Source organism: Streptomyces sp. NPDC102283 (assembly GCF_044766265.1).
In the GTDB taxonomy this organism is placed as follows: domain Bacteria; phylum Actinomycetota; class Actinomycetes; order Streptomycetales; family Streptomycetaceae; genus Streptomyces.
The window spans coordinates 485,732-502,847 of sequence record NZ_JBIWLQ010000002.1 but is presented as its reverse complement, the minus strand read 5'-3'; the positions used below and the strand labels follow the sequence as shown (position 1 = coordinate 502,847).

Annotated in this window: 11 protein-coding genes; all 11 read left to right on the top strand. The window is 74.0% G+C overall.

The genetic code is table 11. The annotated features are described in order from the left end of the window. The first annotated feature begins 3 nt into the window (after positions 1-3). The 11 genes from ACIRJT_RS06590 (at position 4) to ACIRJT_RS06540 (ending at position 17,111) form a co-directional block, all read left to right on the top strand. Positions 4-1,137 (top strand): cysteine synthase family protein, encoded by a 1,134-nt coding sequence (locus tag ACIRJT_RS06590; protein ID WP_403905358.1) that lies wholly within the window; start codon positions 4-6, stop codon positions 1,135-1,137. Beyond that, a complete protein-coding gene (gene vioC / locus ACIRJT_RS06585; RefSeq protein ID WP_403905355.1) occupies positions 1,134-2,213 on the top strand; it encodes an arginine beta-hydroxylase, Fe(II)/alpha-ketoglutarate-dependent in 1,080 nt (359 codons plus the stop codon). Before ACIRJT_RS06590 ends, vioC begins: the two co-directional genes overlap by 4 nt. After that, a complete protein-coding gene (gene vioD, locus ACIRJT_RS06580) occupies positions 2,210-3,373 on the top strand; it encodes a capreomycidine synthase (protein ID WP_403905352.1) in 1,164 nt (387 codons plus the stop codon). Before vioC ends, vioD begins: the two co-directional genes overlap by 4 nt. Next, the gene (locus ACIRJT_RS06575) at positions 3,370-4,689 is read left to right on the top strand and encodes an MFS transporter (protein WP_403905349.1); all 1,320 of its coding nucleotides are present in this window, start codon (positions 3,370-3,372) and stop codon (positions 4,687-4,689) included. The genes vioD and ACIRJT_RS06575 overlap by 4 nt, the downstream gene beginning before the upstream one ends. Continuing rightward, the gene (locus ACIRJT_RS06570) at positions 4,686-7,916 is read left to right on the top strand and encodes an amino acid adenylation domain-containing protein (protein WP_403905346.1); all 3,231 of its coding nucleotides are present in this window, start codon (positions 4,686-4,688) and stop codon (positions 7,914-7,916) included. The genes ACIRJT_RS06575 and ACIRJT_RS06570 overlap by 4 nt, the downstream gene beginning before the upstream one ends. A 140-nt stretch (positions 7,917-8,056) precedes the next feature. Then, on the top strand, positions 8,057-11,425 hold the full coding sequence (locus ACIRJT_RS06565; RefSeq protein ID WP_403905344.1) for an amino acid adenylation domain-containing protein: 3,369 nt from the start codon (positions 8,057-8,059) through the stop codon (positions 11,423-11,425). Beyond that, complete coding sequence (locus tag ACIRJT_RS06560; RefSeq protein ID WP_403905341.1) at positions 11,413-12,201, top strand: thioesterase II family protein; 789 nt, start codon at positions 11,413-11,415, stop codon at positions 12,199-12,201. The genes ACIRJT_RS06565 and ACIRJT_RS06560 overlap by 13 nt, the downstream gene beginning before the upstream one ends. Then, on the top strand, positions 12,198-13,868 hold the full coding sequence (locus tag ACIRJT_RS06555; protein WP_403905339.1) for a condensation domain-containing protein: 1,671 nt from the start codon (positions 12,198-12,200) through the stop codon (positions 13,866-13,868). Before ACIRJT_RS06560 ends, ACIRJT_RS06555 begins: the two co-directional genes overlap by 4 nt. Beyond that, positions 13,865-15,034: an acyl-CoA dehydrogenase family protein gene (locus ACIRJT_RS06550; RefSeq protein WP_403905337.1), complete on the top strand. Its 1,170-nt coding sequence runs from the start codon at positions 13,865-13,867 to the stop codon at positions 15,032-15,034. The genes ACIRJT_RS06555 and ACIRJT_RS06550 overlap by 4 nt, the downstream gene beginning before the upstream one ends. A 71-nt stretch (positions 15,035-15,105) precedes the next feature. Beyond that, complete coding sequence (locus tag ACIRJT_RS06545) at positions 15,106-16,185, top strand: hypothetical protein (RefSeq protein WP_403905335.1); 1,080 nt, start codon at positions 15,106-15,108, stop codon at positions 16,183-16,185. Continuing rightward, positions 16,182-17,111, top strand: a complete 930-nt coding sequence (locus tag ACIRJT_RS06540; RefSeq protein ID WP_403905333.1) for an ornithine carbamoyltransferase — start codon at positions 16,182-16,184, stop codon at positions 17,109-17,111. The genes ACIRJT_RS06545 and ACIRJT_RS06540 overlap by 4 nt, the downstream gene beginning before the upstream one ends. The last annotated feature ends 5 nt before the right edge of the window (positions 17,112-17,116 follow it).

Sequence of the window (17,116 nt, the reverse complement as noted above, 5' to 3'; positions counted from 1 at the left end):
GAGATGCCACCCACTTCGCCGACTGCGGCCGCCACCCCCGGGCCCGCCCCCCGCACCCCTTCCGCCGGACCGGTGCTCGGCCATGTGGCCCGGGCCATGGCCGACTACCCGGTCACCCCGGTGCGAACGATCCGCACGGAGATCGCGGGTATCCCACGGACCCTCACGCTCAAGTTGGAGGGCCATTCGCCCTGGCGCTCCATCAAGGGCAGAACGGCGCTCAGCCTGATCCGCTCGGTGGCCGACGAGCTCTCCGTGCCCGGCGCCACCGTCGTGGAGTCGACCTCGGGCAACCTCGGGCTCGCGCTCTCCGCGATCTGCCGGGAGCTCGGACTGCGCTTCGTCGCCGTCGTCGACCACCGGCAGTCGCCCGTCATCCAGCAGGCCATCGAGGCGAACGGCGGCGAGCTGGACTGGGTGAAGACCCCGGACGACGCCACCACCCACCTCCAGGACCGGCTGGCACGGGTGCGTGAGCTGGTGCGGGACCTGCCGCACGCGGTGTGGCCCAACCAGTATGCCAACGACGCCAACTGGCGCATCCACGAGTCCTGGACCGGACCGGAGCTCGACGCACAGGTGGACGGCACGGCGCAGGCGCTCTTCGCCGGGGTCTCCACCGGCGGCACCCTCGCCGGACTGTCCCGGCACTTCCGGCGCACCCGCCCCGGGATGCGGATCGTCGCGGTGGACGTACGGGGCTCGACGGTCTTCGGCGGTGTTCCGCGCCCCCGAAGTCTCACCGGGATCGGTGCGAGCAGACGCTCCGCCTTCCTCGACGACGCCAGCACCGACGAGGTGCTGCTGGTGGACGAGCGCCAGGCGGTGGCCTGCTGCCACACCCTGCGCCACGACACCCAGATCGCCGTCGGCGGTTCCAGCGGAGCGGTGCTGGCCGGCTGTCTGGAGTACCTCTACCGGAACCCCGAGGTACGCCACGCGCTGTGTGTCTGCCCCGACCTCGGTGAGCACTACGGCCCGACCGTCTACCACCCGGCCTGGCTGGACCGGCTGGGCCTGCCGGCCGAGCCCGGCAGACTGCGGCACCGCACCGGCGCCGCCTGCCCCGGCTTCCGGTCGGCCGACGACACCTCGCCCGCCACCGGCGCACCGTCCGAGGAGGACGCACCGCGATGACCGAACCCGGCACGAAGCGCGACGGCGGGGAACCGCCGCTCGCCTCAGCTCCGCACGCCCGGCCGTGGAACGAACTGCGGCTGACCCCTCGGGAAGCCGCCGAAGCAGCCGCGTTGGCCTCCTGGTGCGCACGGGAGTACGAGGACGCCGAAGACCCGGAGTTCCTCGCGGAAGCCTCCGTCATCGCCCATGAACTACCGAAGCGGTTACGGAGGTTCATCGCCAGGTCCCGTCTCGAGGAACGTCCGCACGCCCTGGTCGTACGGGGCAACCTCGTCGACGACGAGCTGCTCGGGCCCACGCCCGCCCACTGGCGCGACGCCCTCACCACCGGATCCCGCCCCTTCTCCTTCCTCCTCGTCCTCTACGCCGGCCTCCTCGGTGACGTCTTCGGCTGGGCGACCCAGCAGGACGGCCGGGTCGTCACCGACGTCCTGCCGATTCGGGGCGGGGAACACAGCCTGGTCAGCTCCAGCAGCCGCCAGGAGCTCGGCTGGCACACCGAGGACGCCTTCTCACCTCATCGGGCGGACTACGTGGGCCTGTTCTCCCTGCGCAACCCCGACCGTGTGGCCACCACCCTGGCCGGGGCCCCGCTGGGCGAGCTGGACGAGCGGACCGTCGACGTGCTCTTCCAGGACCGTTTCCTGATCCGCCCCGACGACTCCCACCTCCCGGTCAACAACTCCACCGCACAGCGGGGGAGCGGGGAGTTCGAGGAGATCGCTCGGGCCGTCGAGCGCCCGGACCCGGTGCCGATCCTCACCGGCCACCGCGCCGCACCCCGGCTCCGGATCGACGGCGACTTCAGCGCTCCGGCCGACGACGACGAGGAGGCGGCGGCGGCGCTGAAGGTCCTGCGCGAGCTGATCGACGCGGAACTGTACGACGTGGTGCTCCACGCGGGCGACGTGGCGTTCATCGACAACCACAGGTCGGTGCACGGCAGGCGCGCGTTCCAGCCCCGCTACGACGGCGGGGACCGCTGGCTCAAGCGCATCAACGTCACCAGGGATCTGCACCGTTCGCGCGAAGTGCGCTCCGGCGGCGACTCCCGTGTCCTGGGCCGGCGATGAGGCGGCCGCCGAGCGCGGGCACGCACCTGCTGCCCGCGGCCCCGCTGGAGGACTGGCTGCGCGAGCGCTACTTCCAGGCGGAGACCGACATCAGCAGCAGCGGGGTGCACAACTACACCCTCGGGGACCTGCGCGCCCTCGATCCCGTACTGCTGGACCCGGCGGAACTGGACCGGCTGATGTTCCGCGACGGGCCCTCGCTGGGCGACGAGCGGTTGCGCGCCGCCGTCGCGGCGCGGGTGCGCCCCGGTCCCGGCCACGCGGTGATGACGACGCACGGTTCCACCGAGGCGCTCTTCCTCGCCTTCGGCGCGCTGGTGCGTCCCGGGGACGAGGTCGTGGTTCCCGGACCCGCCTACCACTCGCTGTGGGCGCTCGCGGCAGCCGCGGGCGCGGTGCTGCGGACCTGGCCGCTGCGCCCCGAGAACGACTTCGTGCCGGACCCGGCCGATCTGCGGAAGGTGCTCAACGAGCGGACCCGGCTCGTCGTGGTGAACTTCCCGCACAATCCGACCGGAGCCTGCGTGGACGCCCAGGGCCGTGCGGAACTCCTCGAACTGGTCGAGCGGAGCGGGGCCACCCTTCTGTGGGACGGCGCGTTCACCGACCTCGTCCACGATCTCCCCCGGCCGGCCGACCCCACGCGGGACCTCGACCGTTCCCTGTCCTTCGGCACGCTGTCCAAGGCGTACGGCCTGCCCGGGCTGCGCGTCGGCTGGTGCGTGGCGCCCCGTGAGCTGCTGCCCGAACTCGTCCGGATCCGGGACTACCTCACGCTCAGCCTCTCGCCGCTCGTCGAGCGGCTCGCGACCGTCGCGGTGGAGCACGCGGACACCTTGATCGCCCCCCGGCTGGCCGAGGCGCGGCACCACCGCGAGCTCCTTCTGGAGTGGGCCGACGCGAGCGGGGGAGCGGTCGAGTGCCCGGCGCCCCGCGGCGGCGTCACGGCCTTCCCCCGGTTCACCGGCCACGAGGACACGACGGACCTGTGCGAGCGGCTGCTGTCCGTGCACGGGGTGCTGGCGGTCCCCGGCCGCGTCTTCGGGCACCCGGACCGGATGCGCATCGGATTCTCCTGCCCGCGGGAGGAGTTGGAGCGCGGCCTCACCGCGATCACCGAGGAGCTGGTGGCGGACGGCCGGCGGGAGGAGCCCAGGTGACGCGTACGGCCCCTGCCGACCCGCCGTCGCAGGAGAAGCCCGTGCCGCTGCGGCGCAACCGGGACTTCAGGCTCTGGTGGGGCGGCACGCTGCTCAGTGCCGTCGGCGACGAGGTGACCGCCGTCGCCCTGCCGCTGATCGTGCTGTTCCTCACCTCCTCCCCGCTCCACGCCGGGCTGGTCGGCAGCGTGGAGGCGATCCCCCCGCTACTGCTGAGCCTGCCGATCGGCATGCTGGTGGACCGGGTCTCCCGGCGGGCCGTGATGGTCGGCGCCTCGCTGCTCAGCATGGTCTCGATCGTCACCGTGCCGATCGCGTACCTGATGGACGGGCTGACCCTCCCGCAGCTGTACGTGGTCGCCTTCGTCAACAGCCTCGCCGCGACGGCGTACCGCATCGCGAACACGGCGGCGCTGCCCGCGATCACCGGGCCGCACAAGCTGGGCGAGGCGGCGAGCCAGAGCGAGACGATCTGGGGGACGTCGGCGCTCGTCGCACCCCCGCTGGCGGGCCTGATGTTCGAGGCCATGAGCCCCGCCGCGCCGTTCTTCCTCGACGCCCTGTCCTTCGTCGCCATCGTGGTGGCCATCCTGGCGATCAGGTCGCGGCTGGGGCCCGAGGGTGCCCCGCCACCGCTGCACTGGCGGCGCGAACTGACGGCCGGTATGCGGATCACCGCACGGCTGCCGCTGGTGCGCACCCTGACCGCGCTGACGATCGTGGGCGACTTCCTCTTCGCGGGCATCGGTCTGCTGCTGATCGTGCTGGCGAAGGAGAGCGGCGCCTCCGGATTCGAGGTGGGCACCGTCTTCACCGCCGCCGGGGTGGGCAGTCTGCTGGGTGCCGCGCTCGCCCCCCGCGTCGAGCGGGGACTCGGGCTGCGGAGCGCCGTGGTCGGCAAGCACTGGCTCACCGCACTCCTCTTCCCGCTGCTGCTGGTCGACCTGCCGAGCTGGGGCATCGGGCTGGTCTGGGGCCTGGTCGCGTTCCAGGTCGCCGTGTTGAACGTGATCCAGATGAAGTACCTGATGAGCCAGGTCCGGAGCGATCAGCTCGGCAAGGTTCAGGGCTTCATGACCTTCCTCTCGAAGGGCAGCCTGCCGCTCGGCTACGCCCTCACCGGCTTCCTCCTCGACCGCTTCGGCTCCTGGAGCACCGTCCTGGTCTTCGAGGTGGTCCTGGTGTGCCTCGCCGGCTACGCCCTCGTCGGACGTGGCCTGCGGACCGGTCCCGCGACAGCGAGGAGCCCCGGGAGCGCCGAGAGCGGCACGTCCGACAGCCAATCGCTACTGAACCGGCCGGGGAGCGAGCAGTGACCGATCTGGACTTCACCACGTGGGACCTGCGCACGGAGGAGGACCGGCGCGCGCTGCCCGGCGCCCTGGAGGGCCCCGCGCCCTCCTGGGACGTGGACACCACGCTGGTCCGGATGGTGCTGGAGCAGGTACGGCGCACGCCGGACGCCGAAGCCGTACGCCTGGGGGAGCAGGCACTCACCTACCGCGAACTGGCAGACGGGGCGGCCCGGGTCGCCCGGTGGGTGAGGACGCTGCGCACCGGAGGGGAGCCGGCGGGCGAGCCGCGCGTCGGGATCGTCGCGCACCGATCGCTGCTCATCTATCCGGCGCTCCTCGGGGTGTTGGCCGCGGGCGGGGCCTATGTGCCGCTCGACCCCGCCGCGCCGCCGCGGCGGCTGCGTGAGATCGCCGGGCGGGCGGCGCTCTCGGCGGTCGTCACCGACGCGGAGGAGTGGGCCGCCCTCGGCCTCACCGGGACACCCGCGCTCCTCATCGACCGGGCGTTGCCCTTCCAGCGTGGCAAGCTCGGCGGCGGTGCGCTCGCGGAGTTCGACGCGCTGCCCCCGGCGCCGGGCCCGCGGTCCGGGGCGGCGGTAGCGCCGGCCGGGCCGCGGCCGCACGACGTGGCCTACGCGATCTTCACCTCGGGGTCCACCGGAACCCCCAAGGGCGTCCTCGTCGAGCACCGGAGCGCGGTCAACCTGGCGCGTTGGGTGGCACACACCACGGACCTCGTCGGCGGGAGCAGGGTCACCCAGAACGCCTCCCTGCACTTCGACGCCTCCGTGCAGCAGATCTTCTCCGCCTGGTCGGTGGGCGCGACCCTGCTGCCGGTACCGGAGTCCGTCCGGACGGACGGCGCGCGACTGTACGACTGGCTCGCCGCCCAGTCCGTCACCCACTGGGACTCCGTGCCCTCCCTCTGGGCGCCGGTGGTGGAGCACTGCGCCGAGCGCGTCGCCGCCGGCGAGACGGTGCTGCCCGCGCTCGGGGCCGTACTGCTGGCCGGTGAGGTCCTCCCGGCCGCCCGGGTCAACCAGTGGCGGCCATGGCAGCAGGGGCACCGGCTCTTCAACATCTACGGCCCCACCGAGGTGACCGTCGACGCCACCTCGTACGAGGTGACACGGCCTGTCACCGGCAGCGCGCCGCCCATCGGCCGGCTCCTGCCCGGACTGCGCGCCCTCGTCCTGGACGCGGACGGGCTTCCCTGCCCGCCCGAGGCCGACGGCGAGCTCCTGCTCGGCGGGATCGGGGTCGCCCGCGGCTACCTGGACGACGACGCCCTCACCGGTGAACGGTTCGTCACCCGGGACGGCGCCCGGTGGTACCGCACCGGCGACCTCGTACGGCACAACGCGCAGGGCGAGTTGGTGTTCGTCGGCCGCCGCGACGACCAGGTCAAGGTGAACGGCGTACGGCTGGAACTCCCCGAGGTGGAACGGGCGCTGGGCGCCGACCCCCGGGTCGGCGACGCGATCGCGGTGGTGCTCGACGACGAGCGGGGCCGCCGCGAACTGAACGCCGCGGTCGTCCCCCGCTCGCCGGTCACCGGCGCCGCGCTGCGCGCCGCCCTCGCCGCGGAGCTGCCCGCCGCGCTGGTCCCGACCCGGATCCTCGTGGTCGACGTCCTGCCCCGCACCGCGAACGGCAAGGCCGACCGCAGGGCGGTCGCGCTCCTGCTGCGCGACGTCACGGACTCCGGCGACCACGAAGGCGACGCCCAGGCGCTCAGCACCACCGGGCGGCGGCTGCTGAAGCTGTGGCGGCAGGTCCTGGGTAAGCCGGAGATCGGCCCCGACGACGACTTCTTCCGCAGCGGTGGGGACTCCATCGCCACCATCCGGCTGCGCCGGCACTGCGCCGAGGCGGGACTGCCCATCCAGGCCATGGACGTGTTCGCCCATCCCACGGCTCGCAGGCTCGCGGGTCATCTGGACCGCAGCCCGGCCCGCCGGCCCGCCGCGCCGGCCGCCGTCGCCGCCGGCGGAGCGCCGACGCTGCTGCCCGCTCAGCGACGGCTCGCCGTGGCGACCCTGCTCGCCGACCGCACCCCGCAGCTCGGACTCGTCCAGGAGAGCCATGAGTACGAGGAGGAGTTCGACGCCGAAGCCCTGCGGACGGCACTCCAGCTGCTCGCGGAACGCCACGAGGTGCTCAGGACGGGCGTCGAGAGCCGGGCCGACGGATTCCGTGCCGTGACGAAGGAACGGGTGGAGATTCCGCTCACCGTGCACCAGGCGGCGGGCGCGGGCCTGGCGGAGCGGCGTGCGGCGGTGCGCCGACACGGTGACGCGGCGCTGCGGGAGGGCTTCGACCTCGCCTCGCCGCCCCTGCTGAAGGTCGCCGCCGTCGCGTTGGAACCGGGCAGGTTCGCCCTCGTCTGGACGCTTCACCACGTCATCTCGGACGGCTGGTCCTGGGAACTGGTCCAGCGCGAGTTCGAGACGCTGTACGGCAGTGTCGCGGCGGGCCGTTTCCGTCCGTTGCCGGCGCCCGTGCTCCCGCCGCGTGAACTCGCCCGCCGCCTCGCGGAACTGCCGTCCACCGCGCCCTCGCGGGAGTGGCTGGCGGGTCTCGACGCGGTGGAGCCGCTCACGCTGCCCCGGGCCCGCCGGGGCCAGGAGGCGGAACGGGCACACCTGGAGTGGACCGTTCCCCCGAAGACCGACGCGGCGGTACGGGCGGTGACCGCGAACGCCGGATGCGCCCCCAGCGCCGGTTACCTTCTCGCCTACGCGGAGGCACTGGGCGCGGTGTGCGGACAGCGTGCCTTCGCCATCGGCGTCGTCTCCTCCGGCCGCAACGTGGACATCCCGCACATCGAGCGCGCGGTGGCCTGCCTCGCCCGCAGTCTGCCCGTCCCCGTCGACCTCTCCGGCACGGCCCGCGAGCGACTCGCGCGGCTGCACCGCGGCCTGGCCGCGATTCTCGCCCAGGATGCCGCCGACCCCGACGAACTGCTGGCCGGGCGGCCGACGGCGGTACGCGACCCGGCCGCGGCCTTCGTCTTCCAGAACTACCCCGACGCACCCGCCGGCCCCGCGCCCCTGCGCCGCGCGTCCGACGCCACCCGGTGGCGGGAGACCGGCTCCGAGCCGCTCGCCCTCGTCTGCCACGAGGAGGACGAGGGGAGCTTCCGCTGCCGCCTGGAGTACGAACCCGCACAAGTCGCCGCACCCACCGCCGCGTTGCTCGCCCGCGAGGCCCGTCGCGCCCTGAGCCGGCTGGCCGCGGAGGCGTAGGAGGCGCCCGTCGAGCCCCGCGTCCGCCCGCCGGACGCCCGGCAGAGCCGGAGGCGAGCCACCGCACGGGCCCGTACGTCCCGAACCGCACGACCGCGTCACCTCCCGCCGTCAGACTCGCAGGAAGGACCACCGCCCCAGTGACTACCACTCCCCACCCGCCGACGGAGTTCGGGCCGCCCTCGGACGCGCTGCTGAGCACCGAGGAGCGGGCCGCCTGGACGGCCTTCAACGACCGGGCCAGGCCGTGGCCCGACGGGCCCGCCCTGATACGGAGGCTGGAGGAGGTTGCCGCCCGGCGCCCCGGCGAGATCGCCGTGCGGGCGGACGACGGCGCCTACACCTACCGGGAACTGCACGCCGAGGCGGACCGGATCGCCGGAGTGCTGTCGAGCCTGGGGGTGACGGACGGCGGCACGGTCGCCGTCGCCGCGGCGCGGCGGCGTGGGGAGTACGCCGGGCTGCTCGCCGCCCTCAAGCTGAACTGCGCCTACCTGCCGCTGGCCACGGACGGCCCGGCACGGCGGCTGGAGTTCACCCTGACGGACTCGGCGGCGGTCGCCCTGGTGGCGGACGCCCCCGCGGCAGCCCTCCTGGCCGGAACCGGATCCGCAACGACGACGGGAGTGGGGACCGGACTCGCGGCGAGGGTGGTGATCGGCGCCCCTGCGGACGCCCCGGCCGGATGGACCGCCTCCGAGGACGGACCGGGGGAGCGGCGGCCGGCCGGCGAGCCGCCGCGGGAGGGGACGTCGTACGTCATCTACACCTCCGGCAGCACCGGTACCCCGAAGGGCGTGGTGACCGGTGAGGAAGCCCTGCTGAACTTCTGCGCGTGGTTCGTCGAACGCCACGACGTGCAGCCGCACGACCGGCTCTGCCAGACCGCGCCGCTGACCTTCGACCCCTCCGTGCAGCAGCTCTTCCCTGCATGGCTCACGGGTGCCTGCCTGGTCGTCGTACCGGACCGGGTCCAACGCGACGGCGGTGAGTTCCTGGACTGGCTGGCCGCCGAACGGATCACGCACCTGGACATCGTGACCCCGCACTGGGTGCAGCTGCTCGACGTGGCGGCGCAGCGCGGACACACGGCGCTGCCCGCGCTGCGCTGGATCGTCGTCGGCGGCGAGACGTACTTCTTCCACCAGACCCACCGCTGGTACCGGGTGGTGGACTCTCCCGCCAGGCTCAACACCATCTACGGGCCCACCGAGGCGACCGTCAACGCGACCGAGTTCCTGGTCGACCCGGGCGTGACGGAGGGGCAGGTACCCATAGGGGAGCCGCTGCCGAACTACCGGGCGTACGTCCTCGACGAGCGCGGCGCCCTGTGCCCGCCGCACATCACCGGCGAGCTGCACCTGGCCGGTACGGGGCTGGCCCGGCGCTACCGCTCCCAGCAGGCCACGGAACACAGCTTCCACGAGCTGACGGTGAGTGCGGGCACGACCGAGCGGCTGTACAGGACCGGGGACCTGGCACGGCTCGTCGAACACGAGGGGCAGTGGGTCCTGGAGTTCCAGGGCCGCACCGACAGCCAGGTCAAGGTTTCTGGCTACCGCATCGAACTGGAAGAGGTCCAGGCGGCGCTCACCTCGGTCCCCGGGGTCACCGCGGGAGCCGTGGTCCTGCGCACCGAACCCGCCAAACAGATCGTCTGCGGCTACGTGGGCCCCGGCCTGACCGAGGAGCGTGTCCGGGCCGAACTGGGCGAGCGGCTCCCCGCGTACATGGTTCCGCATGTCCTCGTGCCGCTCACGGCCGTGCCGTTGACCGCCAACGGCAAGGTGGACAAGGAAGGGCTGCTCGCCCTGGCCGCCGAACGGCACGCCAACGCACCGGCGGACGGCACCGCACCGCGGGGGCCCGCCCAGGAGGCGATCGCCGCGGCCTGGGCGGAGGTGCTCGGCGTGCCCCGGGTCGGCGCGGACGACGACTTCTTCGTGCGCGGAGGCTCCTCGTTGCTCGCCTTCCGCGTGGTCGCCCTGCTGCGGGAGAAGGGCGTGACGGTGCGCGCCGCGGACCTCCTCCAGGCCCGTACGGTCCGTGCCCTTGCCGACCGGGCCACCATCGGTGGCCTCCCCGCGCGGGCCCCCTCCGCCGGCCGCCCCGAGCCGGCCGTTACCGGCGGCCCTCCCGGACGGAACGGCCGCCCTCCCTCTCCCGGCCACCACGACGCGGGCCGGCACGGGGCGGCCCACGAGAACGCCCTCGCGCCGCTGCTGCCCGAGGCCCGCCATGAGCTGGCGGACGACACGGGCCTCCACCTCGACCTGCCCCCGGCCACCGCGCTGGCCCTGCTCGGCGGGGACACCGAGGAAACCGGCGACCAAGCGGTGCTCGACCTGGGGCTGCCGAGCACCGTCGCCCCCGAAGCCGTACGCCGTGCGCTCGCCGAGATCGTCGATCGGCATCCACTGCTCGGAGCCCGGCTCGACACGAGCCAGGCGCGACTGCGGCTGCGCGCCCTGCGCGTCCTGCGCTTCGACCTCCCCGTGCTGGACGGGGACAGTCCCGCCCTGGTCGACCGGGTCCGTCCGCTGCTCGCCGCCCGCACCGGGCTGCGGTACGGGCTGCCGGTCACCGCCGCTCTGCTGAGGCTGCCCACCGGGTCCCGGCTGCTGCTGGCCGTGCGGCATCTCCTCGTGGACGGCAACGCGCTGCGCCGCATCACCGAGGAGCTCGCCGCCGCGCTGGGGTTCGGCGCGCCGCCCGCCCCCCTGGTGCCGCTCCCCGAGCAGTTGGCGCGGCTGTCCGAGAAGGCCGGCGCGCTGCACCCCGAGGAGCATCTGAAGGCGTTCATGGAGGCCGAGCGGCAGGCGCAATGGCGCCTCGCCCCCCGCCTCACCCCCGAGAGCACCGTGACCGAGGTGGAGGCGGGGGCACTGCCCGAACCGCTCATGCGCGGCGCGGCGGGGGAGTGGGAGCCGCGGCTGATCGCGTCCGTCGCGCTGGCCGTCCACCGCTGGCTGGGGTCGGCGGCGGTACCACTGAGCCTGCCACGGCAGGGCGGCCCCACGGTCGCGGTGGCGAATCTCTCGGACACGGTCCCGCTGCTGGTCCACGCGGAGGGCGGCGGAGCGGCGGGAACCCTCCGCTCGGCCGCCGCCGCGTGGAGCGCGCACGCGGGCCCCGACGCCCACTGGGCGGCGGCGCTGCTGGAGCACTGCCCGGGGCTCGCGGGCCGCTGGCCCGGCCGGCGGGAAGCGCTCACCAGTTCGTTCCTGTTCACGGTGGAGCCGGCGGAGCAGCGCACCGGGACCGGCACCGCCGTGCCGGGCACCGGAGGACGGCTGACCGAGCACGGCAGCCCCACGGCGAAGGCCCCGGAGCTGTCGGGGGCCGTCCAGTTCACGGTCGTGGCGGGCGCCTCCGGGGCGGCCCTGCGACTCACCGGCTGGGACCTGCCGGAAGCGGCCCTCAAGGAGATCGTCCCCCTGTGGCAGGCGGCGCTGGCCGAGCTGGCGGGCGCCGAGGAGAGCGAAGGCGGCACGGCATGGACGAACTGACCGACACGCGCTGGCTGCGTCCCTGCGCGGGCGGCTGGCGGGCGGGCGCGGGACCCGTACTGCTGTGCCTGCCCTGCGCGGGCGGCGGTGCCCTGGGCTACGCGGGCTGGGAGCGGTATCCGCTGGGGGGCTTCGAACCCGTGGCCGTGCGCCTCCCGGGCCGCGAGGACCGCGTCGAGGAGGAAGCGGTCACCGACTGGGCGGCGCTGGTGTCCGCGCTCGCCGACGCCGTCGCGCCCCTGGCGCACCGCCCGATGGCGGTGTTCGGCCACAGCATGGGTGCGCTGACCGGCTACGAGCTGCTGCGCGAGCTGGAGCGGCGCGGACATCCCGCGCCCGTGCTCTTCGCCGCCTCCGCGCACCAGGCGCCGCAGGAGATGCCCACCGAGACCGGGCCGCCCCGCACCACGAAAGAACTCCTGGACTACGTACGGCGGTTGGACCACGACGGCATGGCCGCCCTGCTCGACGATCCGGAATGGCGCGAGATGGTGCTCGGGCCGCTGCGGGCGGACCTCCGCCTGCACGACGTCTACCGCTCGTACGCGGATCGTGCCGTGCGGTCCCCGCTGGCCACGCCCTTCCTGGTGGTCGCGGGGGACGACGACCCCACCGTCTCGCCCCGCACCCACCCGGGCTGGGCCGCGCTGACCTCCGGCGGCAGCACCCGGCGCGGCTACCCCGGAGGCCACTTCTATCTGCGGGAACAGCGCGAGCGGCTCCTCGACGAGCTGGGCCGGGACCTGAGAGACGCGATACGAGGAGAGCTTCGATGACCGCGATGTCGCAGAACGGGCCGCCGCCGACGGTGGACGACGGCCCCACGACCGCCCTGTTGGACATCACGTCGACGGCGCTGCGGGACGTGCTGGACGTGGCGCGGCTCGACCGGCACGCCAACTTCTTCTCCCTCGGGGGGAACTCGCTGCTCGCGGTCCGGGTGGCGGGACGGCTGAGCCGTGCGTTGGGCCGCCGTGTCCCGCCGACCGCTGTGCTCGACCACCCGACGGCCCAGGCGCTCGCCGGCCATCTGGCGGTGGTGCCCGACCCCGCCGCCCCGGGCGCCCCGGGCGCCCCGGCCCCCGGTGACACGCCCGGCACCACCACGGGCAGTACCGCCGACGCCCACCGGTATCCGCTCAGCGCCGCTCAGCGCCGCGTCTGGCTGCTGCACGAGGTCGACCCCGACAGACTGGACCACCTCGTCACCGTCTCCTTCGAGGTGACGGGCTCCTTCGACCCGATCGTCGCCCGCACGGCGTGGCTGCGGGTGGCCGGACGGCACGAGGCGCTGCGCACCCGGTTCGAGGCGCCCGACCAGGACGGCGCGGAGCCCCACCAGGTCGTGGAGCACGAGTCGTTGACCGAGTGGAGCTTCCTGGACACGGTCCGCCTGCCCGAAGCGGTGCGCTCCCGGGTCGTCGAGGAGAGGGTCCGGCTGCTGCACCGCACCCCGCTCCCGCTGCGTGTCGGGCCGCTGTGCCGTGTCGCGCTGCTGCGCACCGCCCCGTCCCGCTTCCGGCTCGAACTGGTCGTGCACCACATCCTCTGCGACGGTTGGAGCCTGACGATCCTCGTGGCGGACTTCCTCGCCGCCTACCGGAGGGTCACGACGGGTGAACCGGAGCCCGGCCCCCGCCCGCACCGTTTCGCCGACCACGTCCGCTGGGAGCGCGAGACGGAGTCGTCCCGCTGGCCCGGCCTCGCCGACCGGGTGGCCCGCCGGTTCGAGGACCGCCCGGAGCCGCTCCCGCTGCCCGTCGACCCGGTGCCGGTCGACGAGCACGCCGACGGTGACGACGTCTCGGTGCCGCTGCCCGGCGCACTGGGCGCCCTCGTCGCCCGCGCCGGCACGGAGGGCGGCCACACCCGGCTGACCCTCGCCCTGGCCGCCCTCGCCGTACTGCTGCGCAGGGTCAGCGGCGCCGACGACCTGGTGGTCGCCGTGCCGGTGGCCGGCCGGGTGCGCGCCGAGGACGAGGGGACGGTCGGTCTCTTCGTCAACACGGCGCTCGCCAGGATGCGGTTGGACGGCGTCCGCGATGCGCACGGCCTGGTCGCCCTCGCCAGGAAGGAGGTGGCCGAGGTGCTGGACTGCCAGACCTACCCCTTCGACCAGTTGGTCAGCAGGCTCGGAGCGCCCCGGGACGGCACCCGGATGCCGCTTGCGAGGGTCTCGCTGGCGGTCCAGGACTTCGCCGACGCCCCACCGCCCGACCCCGCTCTCGGCTTCCGGTGGGCGGAGCGCGACCCGGCCGAGCGCCAGAGCAAGATGGACCTCGCCTTCAGCCTGACCGGCGGCGGCAACGGGATCGAGGGACAGGCCCTCACCGTCACCTACCGCCCGTCCCTCTTCCGCCGCCCGACGGTCCTGGCCTGGGCCGAGCAGTACCTGCTGGCCCTCGGCCACGTCGCCCGCGCGGTGACCGGAGGCGCGTCATGAGGCTGAACCGGCACCACGAGCTGTTCCGTGACTCGGTGCGCGCCGTGCTGGAGCGCGTCCTCCTGCCCGGCCTGCACGGCTGGGAGAGCGAGGGCCGGATGCCCACGCACGAGATCTGCCGCGCTCTCGGCGAGGAGGGCCTGCTCGGACTGACCCTGCCCCTGGACGAAGAGAGCGGCGGACTCGGCCTCGACCTCGGCTACTCCTGGGTCTGGGCACAGGAGTTGGGCCGCCTCCCGGCGGGATCCCCGGCCATGAGCCTGTCGGTGCAGACCGACATCGTGCTGCCGTTGCTCGCCGAGGCGGGCGGCGAGCGGGTCCGTACGGAGTTCCTGCGGCCCGCGGTCCGCGGCGAGCTGGTCGCGGCCCTGGCCGCCACGGAGCCGGGCGGTGGCTCGGATCTGGCCGCGCTGCGGGCGACAGCCGTCAGAACGGCCGACGGGATCCGGCTGACCGGCGACAAGGCGTACATCACCAACGGCTCCGTGGCCGACTTCGCCGTCGTGGTCTGCCACCTCGTCGAGGGGGAAGGGGAACGGGGAGCCACCGGTCTGGACTCGCTGGCCCTGCTCCTGGTCCCCACCGGGCTCCCGGGTGTGAGCCGGGCACGGTACACCGGAAAGCTCGGCAACCGGGCCTGCGACCACGGCAGTCTGACCTTCACCGACGTACGCGTGCCCGAGGAGAACCTGCTGGGCGAACCCGGCTCCGGGTACGAGGCGCTGACCCGGGTCCTCACCCGCGAGCGCGCCTTCCTCGCCGCGGTCGCCACGGCACGGACCGAGACGGCCCTGCGGGAGACCGTCGAGCACGCGCGGGGACGCGCCGTGCTCGGCAGATCCCTGATGGACCACCAGGCGATCGCCTTCAAGCTGGCGGAACTCGACGCCGAGCTGGCGCTGGTCGAGCAGTACACCGGGGCTGTCTTCCACCTGCTCGACGAGAAGGCTCCCGCCCTGCGGCAGGCGAGCATCGCCAAGCTGCGGGCGAGCAGGCTGGAACGCGAAAGCGCCGACCTGCGACTCCAACTGCACGGCGCGGGCGGCTACATGGAGGACGGGCCGGTCGAGCGGGCCTACCGGGACGCCCGCGCCCACGGGCTGGCCGGAGGAGCCGACGAGGCGCTGCTGCATCTGATCGCGGGCCACCTGCGCACCGACATCTGACCAGGCGAGCCGAACCGCTCGCCGCCGGCGGGCGAAACGCCCCGCCCCTGACGGAGAGGACCAGCACCTACATGACCACCCACACCGCGCCCCCGACCACGAAGGAACAACTCCTCTTCCTGGACCGCGCGGCCGTTCGCGCCTGCCTGGCGGACATCGACCCCGTGGCGGCCGTCGAGGACGTGCTGGGCGCCCACCGCGCCGGGCGCACCGCACTGCCCGCCGAGGGCTACCTGCCGTGGTCCAACTCCCAGGGCGCGTACTGCCGTTCCCTGGCCATGCTCGGCTCGGTCGGCGCCGCCGCGGACCCGCTCGCCCCGGTGGCGTACGGAATGAAACTGATCAACGCCGCCACGTCGAACCCCGCCCAGGGAAGGGACCGCGCTGGTGGCGTCAGCTTCCTCTTCGACCCCGAGACCGCACGGCCCGTCGTACTGGCCGAGGCCGCCTACCTCTCCGCGCAGCGCACCGCCGCCTACACCATGTCGAGCCTGCGCCACCTCGGCCCGCGGCAGTTCGAGGAGGTCACCCTCATCGGCTGCGGCGCCCAGGCCCGCACACACGCCGAGTCGCTGGCCCGGTGCTTCCCGGCCGTCCACACCCTGCACGTCCACGACCTGCTGCCGGAGCGGGCGACCGCGTTCACCGCATGGGTGGAGCACCGCGGCCTGCCCTTCACGGTGACCCGGCACCACCGGGCCGCCGAAGCCGCGGCGGCGAGCACGGTCGTCATCACGCTGACGATCACCGACACCGGCTACCTCACGCCGGACGACCTGCGGCCCGGCACGTTCGTCGCCCACGTCTCCCTGGACGACCTGCTGCCCGAAGTGTTCGACCGGGCGCAGGCGCTGTACGTCGACGACATCGAGCTGATCCAGGAGAATCCGCGCCGCGTCCTGGGCCGGCTGCTCAACGAGGGCAGGGTACTTCCCCCCGGGACCACGAAGCCCGGTGTCACCACCGTCCGCGGCAGCCTCGGCGACGTCCTCGCGGGCGCCGTGCCCGCCGAACGGCCCGGCGACGGGATCGTCGTCAGCAACCCCTTCGGGATGGCCGTCCTCGACGTCGGCCTGCTGGCCCGCGTGCACGCCCACGCGACGGCCGAGGGCATCGGCACCCGCCTCGACCTCCTGGGAGCCGAACGATGAGCGGCGACCCGCGCGGTCTGTACACCCTGGCCGAACTCGACGACCACAGCATCCAGCACCTCGTCCGCAGGACCGTCGAACTGCACGTCGACCGCCGTGCCCACACCCGGCCGCTGAGCGGGCTGGTCACCGGCCTGCTCTTCACCCGGACCTCCACCCGCACCCGTACCGCGTTCACCGCGGGCACCATCCGGCTGGGCGGGACACCCATCGCCTTCGGCCCCACGGACCTCCAGACCGCCACGGGGGAGTCCCTCGCCGACACCGGCCGGATGCTCGCCGGGATGCTCGATCTGCTCGTCGTACGCACCGCGGGGCCCATGCACGAACTGCGCGAGCTCTCCGACGGCGGAACGCTCCCCGTCGTCAACGCGATGTCCGCGGAGGAGCACCCCACGCAGGGCCTGGCCGACCTCGCCACACTGATCCACCACTTCGGCGCTCTCGACGGCATCCGCGTGCTGTACGTCGGCGAGGGCAACAACACCGCCGTCGCGCTGGCCCGGGTACTGTCCCGGCAGTCCGGCTGCCACGCCGTCTTCGCCACTCCACCCGGCTACGGCCTGCCGAGCGACGTGCTCGCCGAGACCGCTGCCGCCGCCGTACGCTGCGGCGGGTCCGTCACCGAGGTGCACGATCCGGCAGCCGTCCGCGACGACGTGCACGCGGTCTACACCTCGCGCTGGCAGACCACGGGCAGCAGCAAGCCCGATCCCTACTGGCGGGACGCCTTCCGCCCCTTCCACGTCGACGCCGACCTGATGGCCCGCTGGCCCGGGGCGATGTTCCTGCACGATCTGCCCGCCCACCGGGGCGAGGAGGTCTCGGGCGAGGTGCTGGACGGAAAGTCCTCGTTGGCCTGGACGCAGGCGCGGCTGAAGGCGGCGGGCGCGATGGCCGTACTGGAATGGGTGAGCACCGGATGAGGGCG